We start from the raw sequence: 16,133 nt of genomic DNA, 5'->3' as shown, positions 1-16,133 counted from the left end.
TCACGAACTCCCCCGCACTGTCCCGAAAGGACTGACCCGCCGCAATGGATATCATCAGCCTGGTTCTCTGGCCCATCAAATGGGTCATCGAGCTGATTCTCGTCGCGTTCCACTCGCTGTGGACGTTCGTGGGCCTCAACCCCGATGCGGGTCTCACCTGGATCCTCTCGATCGTCGGACTCGTCATCGTGGTCCGCGCCGCACTCATCCCGATCTTCGTCCGCCAGATCAAGAGCCAGCGCCGCATGCTCGAGGTCGCGCCGCAGCTGAAGAAGATCCAGGAGAAGTACAAGGGCAAGAAGGACCAGTTCTCGCGCGAGGCGATGTCGCGCGAGACCATGGAGCTCTACAAGAAGACGGGCACCAACCCGCTCTCGTCGTGCCTCCCCCTGCTGCTGCAGATGCCGATCTTCTTCGGCCTGTTCTCAGTGCTCAACGACGCTCAGCATGACAAGGCCGGTGTCGGTGTCTTCACGCAGGAGCTCGCGAACTCGTTCGCCAACTCCGAGTTCCTCGGCGCACCCCTCAAGGGCACGTTCATCGGTGCGATGAACGGCGAGTACCCCTGGCAGGTCATGGTCATCGCGGCCACGATGATCGTGCTCATGACCGCGTCGCAGTTCATCACGCAGCTGCAGATCGTCTCGAAGAACATGTCGCCCGAGACCAAGGCGAGCCCGATGTTCCGCCAGCAGCGCATCATGCTCTACCTGCTCCCCCTCGTCTTCGCCTTCTCTGGTGTCGCCTTCCCCATCGGCGTCATGTTCTACTGGCTCGTGTCGAACTTCTGGACCATGGGCCAGCAGTTCCTCGTGATCCGCAACATGCCGACCCCGGGCAGCGAAGCTGCCAAGGCTCGCGAAGCTCGCCTCGCCAAGAAGGGCAAGCTCGTGATCGAGGAGCAGGACGCCACGACGATCGTCGTGGAAGAGAAGAAGACGACGCAGCGCCAGCAGCCGGTGGGCAAGAACCGCTCGAAGAAGCAGGGTGGAAAGTAACCATGACCGACGTTCAGAACCTGAATGACGAGCGCACCGTGTCGCAGCTCGAAGAAGAGGGCGACATCGCCGCCGACTACATCGAGGAACTGCTCGACATCTGCGACCTCGACGGCGACATCGACATCGATGCCCGCAACGGCCGCGCCTACATCTCGGTGAACGCCGGCGACGGTGCGAACCTCAACCTGCTCTCGAAGCCCGAGACGGTCACCGCCCTGCAGGAGCTCACGCGCCTCGCGGTGCAGACGAAGACCGGCGTGTTCTCGCGGCTCATTCTCGACATCGGCGGTTCGCGCGATGCACGCCGCGACGAGCTCGCTCGCCTGGTGGAGCGCGCCGCCGAGCGCATCGAGGCCGGTTCGGCCGAGGCAGCACTCCCCCCGATGTCGTCCTACGAGCGCAAGCTCGTGCACGACCTCGTGAGTGAGCGCGGACTTCACTCCGCGTCGCGTGGCGAGGGTGCCGACCGTCACACCGTCATCACCCGCTCCGCCTGACGTTTCACGTGAAACGATGAGCGCAGAGCACTCGAGTCCTGATGCGGTGAGCCCCGAGCTCGAATCCGAGCCGGCCGCTGCGGCAGCCGTCTTCGGCGAGCACCTCGAGCTCGGTCGACGCTTCACAAACTCCCTCGCCGAGCACGGTGAGGAGTTGGGGCTCATCGGCCCCCTCGAACTCCCCCGGCTCTGGACGCGACACATCGTGAACTCAGCCCTCATTGCGCCACTGCTGCGCCCGGGCCGTGTTGCCGATGTCGGGTCTGGCGCCGGCCTGCCCGGTCTGGTGCTCGCGATCATTCGACCGGATGTCTCGTTCACCCTGATCGAGCCCATGGAGCGCCGTGTCGACTGGCTCTCGCGTCAGGTCGACGAACTGGAACTCTCGAACGTCGTGGTCGAACGCGCTCGCGCCGAGGACTCCGGTTTCAAACGGCAGTTCGACCAGGTGACCGCTCGTGCCGTGAGCGCCCTGCGCACGTTGATCCCCGTGACCGCTCCCCTCCTCAAGCCCGGCGGCGAGTTCGTCCTGCTGAAGGGCGCGGGGGTCGACGGCGAGGTCGGTGCCGCCGACAAGGTGTTCCGCAAGTACCGGGTGGTGGACCCCGAGGTCGTGGTGCTCGGCGAGGAACTCGGCACCGAGCTCACCCGGGTGTTCCGCGCGAAGATCGCCGGGGTCTGACTCGCGGACGGCCGGGTCTCCCCCGGCCGCGCGCTCTTGCACGGGTGCGCTGCGGTCTTGCTCGACTCTCTGTGCGGTTCGTCGATCCGGATCTGCTGGATCTCGTGGCACCCGTCTGTTCACGTTGGTGCTGGGTGGTCAACTTCGCCTGTGAGCCTGTGAGCCTGTGAGCCTGTGAGCCTGTGAGACCCGCTCGGTGCGCGCAAACCACCCCGCGCTCCGGTCGTCAGTTCCACTCATCCCCGTTCCACCGAAGATGCTTTTCCTCAGCGTTCCTCAGCGTTCCTCAGCGTTCCTCGGCGTTCCTCGGCTTTCATCGGAGTCCTCCCGAGCGAATGGCATGCAAGTCAGCACCCCTCCACCCGTCGGTCATGGCGGCTGGAGCCCCGAGTGGTCGAGCCGCTGAAAGAATCTGATCGCGGCTCGATCTCGGCGGGCCGGCAGTAGTGCGGTGCTCCCTCCGAGCTGCACAAGGCGCTCCTCGTCGTGCCGATGGAGTCCGCACTCTGGTTCCTCACCGCTCGAGTATCGGTCCGCGGGGTGCCACCCACCGTCGGTCACAGGCACCCTCGGCTCGCGGCGCATCACCAGGTGCGGATGCTCAGCTCACGATTGCGTCTGCGCCGTCTGCGCCGTCCGCGCTACCGCGACAGGGATGCAACCGACACGTCTTCTTCTCAATGTGTGGCCCGTGCCGCAGGCGTGCATGGAGCGCGTCCATCAACCAACGGCATGGGCAATGCGCATCGACTGATGTTTCACGTGGAACGGTCAGTGACCGCCGACGCAGAGACTGCCATCCTGCCCAACGAGCACTCGGCAGCCTCCGCGGGGTCGCGAGGCGCCGTGAGGCTCTCCTCGAGGTCGCGAGCTATACACGGCGTGCCCGCTGCGCCCGCAGCGTTGCTCGGGCGATCTTCACCGAGCGCGGTTGCTTTCGCCTTGGCACCCGCTCGCGACCGCAATCTCCGCCGGATGCGTTGCGGCCCTTGTCCTTTCCTGAACCCCCTCCCCAGCCCGATATAAAGATGGGCAAAGGTCGCAGGCACATCGACACCCGAATCATCTCTGCGCCTTTGAAGGGCCCACGGCTGTTCTCCTTCGAGCGCTCTGCGGACCTCTTTTCTCGATGGCGTGGCTTTCGAGGCCTCTTTCACGACGCAGGGAGCCCTGTCACCGTGGTTCAGGGCGTGTAATAAGAGATGTATCTCTACGACCCGACGCCGCCGCGTGGTGTCACGCAGATCCTGGAGGCGGCTCTCTGGGAGCCCGTTGGAGCACAACCCCACGAGTCTTCGCGCGTGGCGCACGGGACCTGTCGTCAATGCAATGTTTCACGTGAAACGGGTGAGCTATCCCGCGCGTTGGCGAGATCAGCCAGATCAGTCGTCCTCCAGGCCGCATCAATTTGGGCAGTCTCGGTGGGCCAGCGAGTGGTGGGTTGGCCACACGTACTCGCAGTCCATGCGTTCCACCCGTCTTGCCTCAAAGCTGGGGACTTGAGTGGTGGCCCCTGCTGGTGGGCGTACGCCCAGACGGACCTGCCTGTCAGTTGTTGTTCTGGCCAGGCAGCGGCGCGCCTCGATGGTCGACTTCAGGCTGCTCGGATCTGTCGGGCTAATGCTGAACTCGTACGTGCAGATCATCGGGACTGTGCGCGTCGGATGATGCTTGGCCACTTGCACGTCGGGCGGACGCTTGGGTGCGCGTGGTGTGTGCGCAGGCCGGCGCGATGCACGCCAAGGGCCAGGCGCGTGATTCAGGTGCCAGGATCAGGCGCGCCCTCATGACTGAAACGGGGCGTCGACCCGTGGTTGGGGAGGCGGTCGGAATGACCAAATGAATGGGCCGGCAATTCACCGGTTGGATCGGCTGGGGATCGTCTCGCGGCGAGCAAGGGTGTCTGGTCGAACCTCGAGCGCGGCGGGCTGCCGGATGAACGTGGGCATCGAGTCCTCGGCACCTGGGGTTCGATACGTGAGGGTACTGGCAGCGAATGGGTTGGAACGCGAGGGCGCGAAGCGCCAGGCGTGGGGCTCGCCGTGGCGGGGTTTCGCCCCGGATAGGCATGATTCTTCTTCGGCGTGACGGACTTCGGGCGATGACGCCGGGCTGTCGTCATGGTGGCGGGTGGTCCCACCCACCCTGGTCCCCTGCGGGCAACACGCGCAACGGTCGGAGACCATCTCTCGCCATGGACGGTTCGGGTCAGTACATCGGCGAGATTTTAGGTCGAATAGCACGCCCGCGGCCGGTCGATGTCATGAGGCGGGCAGATTCCATGAGGCGGGCAGATTCCATGAGGTGGGAACACTACTTCCAGCGAGAGGTGAGCGTCGGTGCGGGCGGTCTGGGAAATGTCGCCAAGCCTCGCCTGCATCGGGCACGTCGTCCAGTCCTGTGGTGGGGCATCCGCGTCGACTCGTTCAACTCCAGGCTGGCCCAGCGGGTGCCGATAGGTCAGCAGGCGCACCACGCATTCCGTCGAAGAGTTTCACGTGAAACATCCGCTCGGCCGGCGATATGTCCTTCCTGCACGAACATGAAGTGGAGTTCACATGGCAATACCGTGTGATCCGTCGGTCTACGTCAGTGCCGCCAGTAAGCTTGACTGTCTGGCGCGGCGGCGACGTCGCACCGCACATGGTGGGCACCCGATCGTGGGGAATGACGGATCAGGTTTGGAGAATTCGGCATGGCGCAGGGCGGAGGACGCGGATGGTTTCATCGGCGTCGGCCTCAGCCCGAACCAATCCCCGAAATCGACCCGTCCGCGATCCGAGCGAAGACCGATCCCCCAGTGCAGCACCCATCTGATTCGCCGCCACAGCCTGTGGGCTTGCGGCCGGCGGTTCCCGAGCCGCCAACTCCGACTGCCCCCCCGGCGCCCGTCGAATCGACAGCTCCTGTCGCGTACGCCTCACCAGAACGTGGTGGACAAGAGCTGTTCCAGCGCGCGCCGTTGTCGGCCCCCGCTGTCGGTGCGGGCGAAGCGACCACGTCGTCGCCCTCGCTCACGGCTTCATCCACTCCCCCAGTACCTCCAGCTGTTGCATCCCGAGGTGCATCGTACGACTGGGACGCTGCGACGGCGGCAGCTTTTGCGGACACCGACGTGCCCGCGGATGCCACCCCCCACGTCCATACGCAGAGTGAACCCGATCGCCTGCTCGAGGACGTCATCCGCGAGATCGTCGGTGATGCGGCCGCTGATACGGTCAGCTCGCTGCACTCGGCACGCGCGGCGGCCATCGCGGCACCCGACGCACCCGACGCTAAGGATCAGCGCGCGGACGTCGACGACACCAGCCAGCCGATCCCCCACCTCGACACAGCAGAGGCCAGCGCTGTGGAGAACGATCAGGCGCTGAGCATTTCTGGCCGCGACATCGAGTCGAGTGGCCCAGATGCACTGCCACAGCCGGATGAAGACACGAAGAGCGTGGCTGAAGCGTCCGAGACCCCAACGGAATCACCTAGCCGCGACGCTTCCACGGATCTGGTCGTGCCGGTCGATCGAGACGTTTCACGTGAAACGAACGCCTTCCCGTCGCCACCCTCGCTCGAAGTCGATCGCGACCCGAGCGACCACGCCGACTCGACCGACGCGCAGCCGACCGCGGCCACGCCCCCGGTCGCTGCTCCCGCTCAGGTGCTGCCTGAGAAGATGATTGCTCCGGATGTTTCACGTGAAACGTCCGCTGAATACGGAGGAACCCCCCTGGCTGACCAGATTGCCGACGAGACTCGTCGACGCATCGCACTCGAGACCGCGGTGCTTCCGCTTCCGGCAACCACGCGCGTCTTCACTATCTCGAACCAGAAGGGCGGAGTCGGGAAGACGACATCGGCCGTGAACCTGGCCGCCGCGCTCGCTCGATCCGGCGCGCAAGTGCTCGTGGTCGACCTCGACCCGCAGGGGAACGCCTCGACCGCGCTCGGCGTCGACCACCGTTCCGATCAGCAAAGTGTCTATGAAGTGCTCGTCGCCGACCTCGAGTTGGCGCAGGTCGTGCGCCCTTCGACGGAGCACGAACGGCTCGACTGCGTGCCTGCCACCATCCACCTCGCGGGCGCGGAGATCGAGCTCGTCTCGCTGGTCGCTCGTGAGCAGCGACTTCGCCGGGCGATCGACAAGCACCTGGCTTCGATGGAGCGCCCGTACGACTACGTGTTCATCGACTGCCCGCCGTCGCTCGGCCTGTTGACGATCAATGCCTTCGTCGCCGCGCGCGAAGTGCTGATTCCGATCCAGTGCGAGTACTACGCGCTCGAGGGTCTCTCTCAGCTGCTCAGCAACATCGAACTCATCGAGAAGCACCTCAACCCCGAGCTGCGTCTCTCGACGATCCTGCTTACGATGTACGACTCGCGCACCAACCTCGCACAGCAGGTGGCTCAAGAGGTGCGCGACCACTTCCCTGCGGAGACCCTCGAGACGATCATCCCCCGCTCGGTCCGCGTGTCTGAGGCACCGAGTTACGGCCAGAGCGTGATCAGCTACGACTACTCCTCCTCTGGCTCGCTCTCGTATCGTGAGGCTGCGGCGGAGATCGCGCAGCGCGCTGCGATTGCGGCGGCGGCACAGAAGGAAGGAATCTGATGGCCACCAAGCGCACCGGCCTCGGGCGAGGCATCGGCGCCCTCATCCCGTCGAGCGATTCCACCGACGGCGCGGTTCGCCCGGTGGATGTCTTCTTCCCGGGCGTCGAGGCGACACCGGCGACAACGGCCACCACGGTCGCAGTCGTCGAGCAGGCGGCCGACGATGCAGGGCTCCTGAACGTTCCGGGCGCGCGCCTCGCGCGGTTGAATCCTGAAGACATCGTGCCCAACGCCGCGCAGCCACGAAGCGTCTTCGACCCCGACGACCTCGCTGAGCTCGTGCACTCGGTCCGTGAGTTCGGAGTGCTCCAGCCCATCGTCGTGCGACCGCACCCCGATCAGCCCGGCAAGTACGAGCTCGTCATGGGTGAGCGTCGTCTTCGTGCGACGAAGGCCGCCGGCCTGGACTCGATCCCCGCGGTCGTGAAGGACACCGCGAACGAGGACATGCTCCGGGACGCGCTGCTCGAGAACCTCCACCGCTCGCAGCTCAATCCACTCGAAGAGGCCTCGGCGTACCAGCAGCTGCTCGCCGACTTCGGAATCACGCAGGAGGAACTTGCGAACCGCATCGGTCGTTCGCGCCCGCAGATCTCGAACACGCTCCGACTCCTGAAGCTGCCGGAGCCGGTACAGCTTCGGGTGGCTGCCGGCGTGCTGAGCGCCGGCCATGCGCGGGCGATCCTCGCGACCGCCGGCGACGCCGCATCCATGCAGCGATTCGCGGACAAGATCGTCAACGAGGAACTCTCGGTCCGAGCCGCCGAGGCCGCAGCGACCTCCACGGCGCCCGCGCCCTCGCGCGCGAAGCCCGCGGCCGGGAAGCGACAGGATTTCCTGGACGATCTCGCGACCCGACTGGGTGATCGATTGAACACCCGCGTGAAGATCGCTTTGGGTGCACGAAAAGGCCAGATCAGCATAGATTTCGCGACGGTTCAAGACCTTCGCCGCATCCTGACGGACTTGGGCGAGGATCTCGATGGAGTGTGATTCGGGTTCGCGCTCAGAATCGTTCCTGACGAACTGAAATCGACGAGAAATGGCCCTCGATCCACGCGGATCGAGGGCCATTCGTCATCGCCGGGTGCGGCGGACCGATTGGACGGTCAGCTGCGGGCGGTACGTTCCGCCCGCGCGACGGCGGCGTGCACGAGTCCGGAGTACACCGTCGAGGCATCCGTTCCGAACGCCTCGATCGCGAGGGGAACCAAAGAGGTCTCGGTCAGACCGGGCAGCACGTTCGCCTCGAGGAACCACGGCACGCCGGCGGCATCCACGATGAAGTCGATCCGCGAGAGATCACGAAGGCCGAGCGTCAGGTGCGCATGGATCGCGGCCGCGGCGACCGTCTCGATCGCGGACGAGTCGAGACGCGAGGGGGCGTAGAACGTCGTCTCCCCGGCGTTGTAGCGAGCCTGGAAGCTGTAGATGCCGGCCGTCGGGTCGATCTCGACGGGAGTCAGCGCGACAGGGCCGTCGCCGGTGTCGACGATGCCGACCGCGATCTCGGTGCCGATGACGCGGCGCTCGACCACGACGATGTCGGCGTACGTGAAGGCATCGACCATGGCGCGCGGCAGATCGTTCGGGTCGGTGACGATGCTGACGCCCTGCGCGGATCCGCCCATGGCGGGCTTCACGACGAGTTCACCCGCGAGCGCCTCACGCACGACCCGCAGCACGCCCGAAGCGCCGAGTTCGCGGAACGACTCGTGCGAGAGCACGATCGATCCGGGCACGGCGGCACCTGATGCGGCGATGAGTGAACTCGCGACGGGCTTCGACCACGCGCGGCGCGCCGCTGCGGCGCTGGAGCCGACCGTCGGAATTCCGATGGCGTCGAGAAGGCCGAGCAGTGAACCGTCTTCACCGCTCGAGCCGTGCAATGCGGGGAACACGACGTCGGGACGCTCGTTCGACAGGAATGGCAGGAGTCCGGCATCGGGATCGCGGAGCACCACTCGATGGCCGGCTGCCGCGAGGGCGTCGGCGACGCGGCGTCCGGAACGAAGCGAGACGTCACGCTCGTGGGAGATGCCACCCGCGAGAACGACGACGTGCAGACCGCTGGAATCGCTCATGATCTGGGGTTTCTCCACTACTTGAGGTCGGACGGGGGTGCGAGCTCGATGCCGGCCTTCGCCGGGAGCTGAAGCGTGCCGGTGCCGGCGAACGTGTCGAGCAGGTCGAGTTCGCCATTGACGACGGTCGCGAGTCGGCGGATGCCGACCCGGATCGCCTCGGGCGTCGGATAGCAGAACGACAGACGCATCGCGTGCCGGCCGCGACCGTCTGCGAAGAACGCCGTGCCGGGCGTGTAGGCAACGAGCTCTTTCACTGCACGCGGCAGCATCTGCTTCGAATCCAGTACATCGGGCATGGTGACCCAGACGTAGAAGCCACCATTGGGGTTGGTCCAGCTGAGCTGCGGGAGGTACTCCCCCAGCGCTTCGATCATGGCGTCCTTCCGTTCACGATAGACGCCGCGGAAGGTGTCGATCTGCGCACGCCAGTCGGTCGACGACAGGTACTCGGAGACGACGAGCTGGCTGAACGAGCTGGGTGAGAGAATTGCCGACTCGGCCGCCAGGATGAGCTTCTCGCGGATGGCGTGGGGCGCGAGCGCCCAGCCGACGCGGAATCCGGGCGCGAGCGTCTTCGAGAACGAGCCGAGGTAGATGACGCCTTCGGGGTCGAGCGAGCGGAGTGCGTTCGGCGCGGGCTCATCGAAATGCAGGAGACCGTAGGGGTTGTCCTCGAGCACGAGGATCTCGTTCGAACGGCAGATCTCGAGGATCTCGGGGCGCCGCTCTGCCGAGAGCGTGACGCCCGCCGGGTTGTGGAAGTTCGGGATCGTGTAGAGGAATTTGATGCGACGGCCCTGGCCTCGCAAGTGCGCGATGGTCTGACGGAGCGCCTCGGGGATCAGGCCGTTCTCGTCCATCGCGACGTGCACGACGTTCGCCTGGTATGAACGGAAGACGCCGAGCGCGCCGACGTAGCTGGGCGATTCGGCGAGGATCACGTCGCCCGGATCGATGAACAGCTTCGCCACGAGGTCGAGGGCCTGCTGCGACCCGGTCGAGGTCACCACGTTGTCGACCGAACCCTTGATGCCCTCGAGTGCCATGACGTCGAGAATGTGCTCACGCAGTGCCGGAATTCCCTGACCAGAGCCGTATTGCAACGCAGTCGGTCCGTCAGTGCGCATGACCCGATCCATCGACGAGATGATCAGGTCCTGCGGCAGCGCAGACACGTACGGCATGCCACCGGCCAGCGAGACGACCTCGGGGCGCGAGGCGACGGCGAACAGTGCTCGGACCTCGGAGGCGGCCAGGCCGGCGGCTCGCTCGGCGTAGTTCGCGTACCACGGGTCGAGGTTGTTGCCGGTCCGCTGGGGGACGCCGTCAGAGGTCACGAGGGATGCTTCCGTTCTGTTCGAGGTTGTTCCATGCTAATTGCCGCATGGTGGGGTGATTCGCACCGGGTCGCCCGGTGAAGGCGGGCGGCCCGGAGATGCAGAAGACCCGCCCGGCGTGTGCCGGGCGGGTCTCGAGGCGTTACGAGGCGGCCGGCTACGCGATGTAGGCGGCGAGGTCGGCCTCGAGGGCGGGCTTCGGCTTCGCGCCGATGACGGTCTTGACGACCTCGCCCTTCTGGAAGACCTTGAATGCGGGGATCGCGGTGATCTGGTACTTCATCGCGAGCTGCGGGTTCTCGTCGACGTTGAGCTTGACGATGTCGAGCTTGTCGGCGTGCTCGGTCGCGATCTGGTCGAGGATCGGGCTGACCGCGCGACACGGGCCGCACCACTCGGCCCAGAAGTCGACCAGGACGGCCTTCTCGTTGTTCAGGACCTCCTGCTCGAAGGTGGCCTCGGTCACGGCACGTGCGGTCATGGGTTTCTCCTCAGGTTGAAGCGGGTGGGCGTCGTCGGTCAGTCGACCGAGACGAATTCGTTCTCGAGCAGCGCCTCGGCGGCGCGCTCGTTGCCGAGTGCCGCCAGGAAGTGCTCGGCGTCGAGTGCGGCGACCGTGCCCGAACCGGCAGCCGTGACGGCCTGGCGGTAGTGGGGGTCGATGACGTCGCCGGCCGCGAAGACGCCGGGCAGCGAGGTCTTCGACGTGCGGCCGTCGACCCAGATGGTGCCCTCTGCGGTCAGGTCGAGCTTGCCGTGCACGAGGTGGGTGCGGGGGTCGTTGCCGATCGCGACGAACAGGCCGTCGAGCTCGAGCAGGCGCTCCTCGCCCGTGACCGTGTCGCGCAGGGTGACGCCGGTCACCGCAGTCGTGCCCTGGATGGCGGCGACCTCGGAGTTCCACACGAACTCGATCTTCTCGTTGTCGACGGCGCGCTGCTGCATGATCTTCGACGCCTTGAGGCTGTCGCGGCGGTGGATCACGTAGACCTTGTCGGCGAAGCGCGTGAGGAAGGTGGCCTCCTCCATGGCGGAATCGCCACCGCCGACGACCGCGATGGTCTTCTGGCGGAAGAAGAAGCCGTCGCAGGTGGCGCACCACGAGAGGCCGTGGCCCGACAGGACCTCTTCTTCGGGCAGGCCGAGCTTGCGATAGGCGGAGCCGGTCGCGTAGATGAGCGCAGCAGCCTCGTGGGTCTCGCCGTTGCCCAGCGTGACGCGCTTGACGGGGCCGTCGATGTCGAGCGAGACGACGTCGTCGTAGACGACCTCGGTGCCGAATCGCTCGGCCTGCGCCTGCAGCTTGCCCATGAGATCGGGGCCCATGATGCCCTCGGGGAAGCCCGGGAAGTTCTCGACCTCGGTCGTGTTCATCAGCTCGCCGCCGATCTCGACGGAGCTGGCGATGAGCAGCGGCTTCAGCTCTGCGCGGGCGGCATAGATCGCCGCGGTGAAGCCCGCGGGACCCGAGCCGATGATGATGATGTCGCGCAAGGCGGCTCCTGTCGTCTGTCGATGGTTCGTGGCATCCGAATCGTTGGACCGATCGGAGGCAACGACATGATCAACACAGTCTAGGCGTCGCGTATTCCGCAGCCCTCGGCGCTTCCCGGTATGTGACGGATGCCGCGGGCGACCCGAGTTCGAGCGCCGCGCCTCTGCCCTGCGCGCGCGGCCTGCGGCGGCTCAGCGCCGGCGCAGGCGCGCGAGGACCGGCTCGGCGAACCCTCGGAACTCGGGCGAACGCAGCAGCCAGAGGCCGCCGAAGTAGAGGCCCGACATGACGACGCCGATGATGATCATGGAGACGATGGCACCGACCCTGCTGGAGACCGCGTAACCGCCATCGGTGGTTCCACCGAGGGCGACGAGCAGCGCGAGTCCGGCGACGACCGGAACCACGAGGGCAAGCAGCGATCGGCCGACCGCGACGCCGATGCGACGACCGTCGAGCGTCGAGAGGCGGCGGCGGAGGAGCAGCGTGGCGAGCACGAACTGCGCGAGAACGGCGAGGGTGGTCGCGAGGGCGACGCCGACGCCGATCCATTCCTCGGGCAGCAGCAGGCAGGCGAAGGCCGCGATCGAGAAGACGACCACCTGGAAGAGCGTGAAGAAGAACGGCGTGCGCGTGTCGTTCAGCGCGTAGAACGTGCGTTGCACGACGAACAGCAGGCTGAAGGCCAGGAGGCCGATCGTCAGGGCGATGAGGATGTTTCCGATGGCGGATGCCGCGACGAACCCGGTCTGGAACACGGCGCCGAACGGGTACGCGACGACCATCAGCCCGGCCGACGCGAGTACGAGGATCACGAGCACGCCGCGCACGGCGCTCGAGAAGTCGTTGCGCACCTCGTCGAGGTCTTCGAGGTGGGCGTGCTCGCTCATGCGCGTGAAGTACGCCGTCGCGATCGAGACCGTGATGACGGAGTGCGGCAGCATGAACACGAGCCAGGCGGTGTCGAACGCCGCGACCGAGGCGCCTTGGCCGGTTGCGACGATGAGCACGCGGGTCTGCACGATGCCGGCGAGCGTCGTGAGGAGCAGCATGCCGAAGGTCCATCCGGCGAGTCGGCCTGCGGTTCGAAGGCCCACGCCGCGCCACGCGAAGTCGGGCTTGAAGCGCAGCCCGACCCGACGCCAGAACCAGAAGAGGATGAGCGCCTGCGCGGCGATGCCGAGCGTCGCAGATCCTGCGAGCAGGGCGACCATTCCGCCGGTCCAGTCGCCGACGTCTCGGAGTCCGTCGGGGTCGAAGCCGAACACGAAGCCGAACACCACGAGGCCGACGATCGCGACGATGTTGTTCAGCACCGGAACCCAGGTGAAGGGGCCGAAGCTCCTGCGCGCGTTCAGCACCTCGCCGAGCAGCGTGTACATGCCGTAGAAGAAGATCTGGGGCATGCACCACCAGGCGAACGCGATGGCCAGCGGCAGGATCTCCTCGTTCGATCCGGCGTAGAGCGCCGTGAGCAGGGGTGCGGCCGCCGTGGCGACGACCGTCGCGCCGAGCAGGATCACCATCGCGAGCGTGAGGAGTTTGTTGATGTAGCCGCTGCCACCATCGGCATGGGCCGAGGAGCGGACGATCTGCGGCACGAGCACCGCGCTGAGCACGCCGCCGGCGACGATCACGTAGACCGTGTTCGGCAGGCCGTTCGCGACCGCGAACGCGTCGGCGCTGATCGATCCGACGACACCGATCGTGCCCGCGAGCACGATGGCCTTCACGAAGCCGAGCACGCGCGAGACGAGCGTTCCTGAAGCGAGGAACAGGCTCGCACGCCCGATGCGATCGTCAGTCATCGTGTCGTTCGCTCGTCTCACTCGTGGAATCGTTCGGCTCGGCAGGCTCGGCAGGCTCGGCGGGCTCGGCAGGCACTGGTGGGGTGGACTCCGCGGAATCCGTCTGCCCTTCGACGGCAACGTCGCCGCCGCCGACCGGGTCGTCGACCACGCCGGCGCCGGCCTCGCCGCCGCCGCTCGCCGCCGCGGCATCCGCTGCTCGTGCCCTGCGCCGGCGGCGGATGTTGCGCCAGATGCCGATGCCGAACACGATGATGACGATGCCGCCGAGGATCGCGGCGCCGAGGCCCTCCCAGTCGGCGCGCACGTCGGCCGTGATCATGACCGTCGAGCCGACGGAGACGCCCGTGAGCGACCGGAGCGAGACGGCCAGCTGGACCTCGCCGTTGCCGAGGCCGGCGGCCACGGGCACGCTGACGGTGCTGCGGGACTCGGGCTCGACGGTGACCTGCACGGGCTCGTCGACGACGAGGCGGCCGTTGGACGGGGCGACGTCGACCTCGACGGTGACCGTGTACGGCAGGCCGTTCTGCACCGTGACGGGGATGCCGGTCTCGCTCGCGACGATCAGCACCGTGCTGCTGGGAACGACGGAGATCGCGTCGACCCGCTCGCGCTGCACGGTGAGCCAGTCATTCGCTGAGCTGCTCCACTCGGCGGGGGTGGCCAGCCAGCCGACGTCGAAGAGCGCGAGCAGCTCGCGGCGCACCGGGCCGGTGAGGTCGGTCGGCTCGTCGAGCACCGAGGCGAACGCGTCGACGTCGGCCTCGGCGGTGATCATGCTCTCGGCGAGCGTGCGGCGGGCCTCGTCTTCGGTCGAATCGACGAGGGCTCGGGCGACGGGCGGCGAGCCGATCGTCTGGGCGAGGCCGGTGAGTGAGACGAAGGACGAGTTCGCGAGCTCGTCGAGGAGGTCGCTCACCCGGTCGGAGATCATGCCGTAGTCGCGTCCGAAGGTCGCGAGCAGGGGTGCACTCGAGCCGCTCGTCGACGCGTCGAGTGCGGCACGCGCGAGCACCTCACCGGTGGCGTCGCGCCACTCGAGGTCGGTCGAGGCCACGCCGGCGGTGCGGACCGCCTCGGTGAGGTCTTCGTCGGAGACGATCGCCGTGCCGCCGTCGACGAGTGCCGAGGCGCGCGAGCCGTCGAGCGGGCTGACATTGGCCGCGTCGAGCACGGTCGTCGTGAGTCCGGCAGAGCTGAAGAAGGCGAGGTTGCCGGGGCCGACGGTCGTGTCGCCGGGCCAGGCGATGTCGGTGCGCGTGTACGGCCAGTCGAGCAGCTCTTCGAGGCTCGGCACGGGCGACGGCGGCTCGGTGGGCGTCGGCGTCGGCGTGGGCGTGGCCTCGGCGTCACCTGCGTCGGGGCCGTCGGTCGCTTCTGGCGAGGGGTCGACCTCGCTCTCGCCCTGCTCGTCTGCGGGGTCGGCGACGAAGTCGTCGGGATCGAGTGCGTCGGCGAACGAGATCGGCTGCAGCGGTGCCGCGAGGCCGACCTGCGCCTGAAGTGCGAGATCGGCGTCGGCGTAGCCGAGCGGGAAGGTCTCGTTCGGCATCGCCGCGAGCCGATCGAGCCAGTCGATCGCCGTCTGCGGCGCCGAGGTGCCGAGCACGCGGATGGACGCGATGACGCGCGGGTCGATGCCGATCGCGACCTGCCGGCCGTCGAGTGCATCGAGCTGCCGGGTCAGCAGGCCGGATTCGGAGGTCCAGTTCTCGAGGTCTTCGCTGCCGATCAGGCCGGACGACGACGCGGGCACCGTGATCGGCGCGAGCAGCGCGAGGGGTGCCCCCGTCGACGCGACCGCGGAGTTCGCGAACGCCGACGTGCCGGTGGACGTGACGGTGTCGCCGATCTGCAGCTCTGCGCCGAGCCCGATGACGGGCGAGGCGGCGAGGTCGGCGAAGGCCGCGGCGGGAACCGTGAACGCGACCTGGGTCACGCCGCCGGCCGCGAGCGTGCGGGAGCCCTCTTCGCCGATGACCACGCTGCTCGTGCCGAAGGCTGCTCCGGCGTCGAGCTCGGCGAGCCATGCATCGAGCTCCGCATCGTCGTCGATCGTGCCGGCGGAGCGCACGAGGCGCACCGAGCCGGCTTCGACGAACGAGCCGCTGCGGTTGACGAGCTCGACCGTGATGGTGACGGGGCTGTTCGCGGCGCCGGGCGTGAAGGTCGGCGCGAGCGTCGGCGCGATGCTCAGCAGCACGCCCTCGGCGCCGCCCTCTGGCGTTGCGCCATTGAGCATCGCCGTGCTGCTCGAGCCCGGGTCGTCGCCGTCGACGTCGCCCGCGGTCGGGTCGGTCGCATTCTCGGTGCCGAACAGCACGTCTTGGATGTCGCCGACGGTGTCGGACCCGCCGGTGGCCGCCGACAGCGGAACGAGCGCGAGCGCCGCCACCGCGAGGGCGGCGCCGGTGAAGACGAGGGTGCGGCGCACACCCGTGGCGCCGGTGGATCCGACTCGCCTGCGGGCGCGACGACGCGCAGCATTCGAGTCGGCCATGGTGGCGATTCTACGACCTGCATTCGGCGCGCCTGTGCGTGTTTGCACAGCTTCGCGATGACCGGCGGATGCCGCGGGCGACGCGGTTCGGGCGTGCGGCCGTCGGCGGGCGACGGCC

The 16,133-nt window shown here is 67.3% G+C and carries 11 protein-coding genes; 5 read left to right on the top strand and 6 right to left on the bottom strand.

All coding sequences use genetic code 11. The annotated features are described in order from the left end of the window. The first annotated feature begins 44 nt into the window (after positions 1-44). The 5 genes from yidC (at position 45) to ASE68_RS00740 (ending at position 7,778) form a co-directional block, all read left to right on the top strand. Positions 45-998, top strand: coding sequence for a membrane protein insertase YidC (yidC, locus tag ASE68_RS00760; RefSeq protein ID WP_055854066.1), 954 nt, complete (start codon positions 45-47; stop codon positions 996-998). A gap of 2 nt (positions 999-1,000) precedes the next feature. Then, positions 1,001-1,498 carry a R3H domain-containing nucleic acid-binding protein gene (locus tag ASE68_RS00755; protein WP_055854064.1) on the top strand — a complete coding sequence of 166 codons (498 nt, stop codon included), beginning with the start codon at positions 1,001-1,003 and terminating at the stop codon, positions 1,496-1,498. A 16-nt stretch (positions 1,499-1,514) separates the two neighbouring features. Next, a complete protein-coding gene (gene rsmG, locus ASE68_RS00750; RefSeq protein WP_055854061.1) occupies positions 1,515-2,180 on the top strand; it encodes a 16S rRNA (guanine(527)-N(7))-methyltransferase RsmG in 666 nt (221 codons plus the stop codon). A gap of 3,667 nt (positions 2,181-5,847) precedes the next feature. Further along, on the top strand, positions 5,848-6,783 hold the full coding sequence (locus tag ASE68_RS20630; protein ID WP_055860410.1) for a ParA family protein: 936 nt from the start codon (positions 5,848-5,850) through the stop codon (positions 6,781-6,783). Then, the gene (locus tag ASE68_RS00740; RefSeq protein ID WP_055854058.1) at positions 6,783-7,778 is read left to right on the top strand and encodes a ParB/RepB/Spo0J family partition protein; all 996 of its coding nucleotides are present in this window, start codon (positions 6,783-6,785) and stop codon (positions 7,776-7,778) included. The genes ASE68_RS20630 and ASE68_RS00740 overlap by 1 nt, the downstream gene beginning before the upstream one ends. 116 nt (positions 7,779-7,894) lie before the next feature. Here the strand turns inward: ASE68_RS00740 and ASE68_RS00735 are convergent, their stop codons facing one another. The 6 genes from ASE68_RS00735 to ASE68_RS00710 form a co-directional block, all read right to left on the bottom strand. After that, positions 7,895-8,869 carry a D-alanine--D-alanine ligase gene (locus tag ASE68_RS00735; RefSeq protein WP_055860407.1) on the bottom strand — a complete coding sequence of 325 codons (975 nt, stop codon included), beginning with the start codon at positions 8,867-8,869 and terminating at the stop codon, positions 7,895-7,897. 17 nt (positions 8,870-8,886) lie between these two features. After that, positions 8,887-10,209 (bottom strand): PLP-dependent aminotransferase family protein, encoded by a 1,323-nt coding sequence (locus ASE68_RS00730; protein WP_055854056.1) that lies wholly within the window; start codon positions 10,207-10,209, stop codon positions 8,887-8,889. A gap of 157 nt (positions 10,210-10,366) precedes the next feature. Beyond that, on the bottom strand, positions 10,367-10,690 hold the full coding sequence (gene trxA, locus ASE68_RS00725) for a thioredoxin (RefSeq protein ID WP_055854054.1): 324 nt from the start codon (positions 10,688-10,690) through the stop codon (positions 10,367-10,369). Between the two features lie 38 nt (positions 10,691-10,728). Beyond that, a complete protein-coding gene (gene trxB, locus ASE68_RS00720; RefSeq protein ID WP_055854052.1) occupies positions 10,729-11,703 on the bottom strand; it encodes a thioredoxin-disulfide reductase in 975 nt (324 codons plus the stop codon). Between the two features lie 192 nt (positions 11,704-11,895). After that, entirely contained in the window at positions 11,896-13,512 is a 1,617-nt protein-coding gene (gene murJ / locus ASE68_RS00715) for a murein biosynthesis integral membrane protein MurJ (RefSeq protein ID WP_055854050.1), read from the bottom strand. Next, on the bottom strand, positions 13,505-16,015 hold the full coding sequence (locus tag ASE68_RS00710; RefSeq protein WP_157421473.1) for a DUF6049 family protein: 2,511 nt from the start codon (positions 16,013-16,015) through the stop codon (positions 13,505-13,507). The genes murJ and ASE68_RS00710 overlap by 8 nt, the downstream gene beginning before the upstream one ends. Positions 16,016-16,133: the final 118 nt, after the last annotated feature.

The organism is Agromyces sp. Leaf222 (assembly GCF_001421565.1).
Lineage (GTDB): Bacteria > Actinomycetota > Actinomycetes > Actinomycetales > Microbacteriaceae > Agromyces.
The sequence above is the reverse complement of the archived record's forward strand: the minus strand, read 5'-3'. Positions and strand labels throughout refer to the sequence as shown.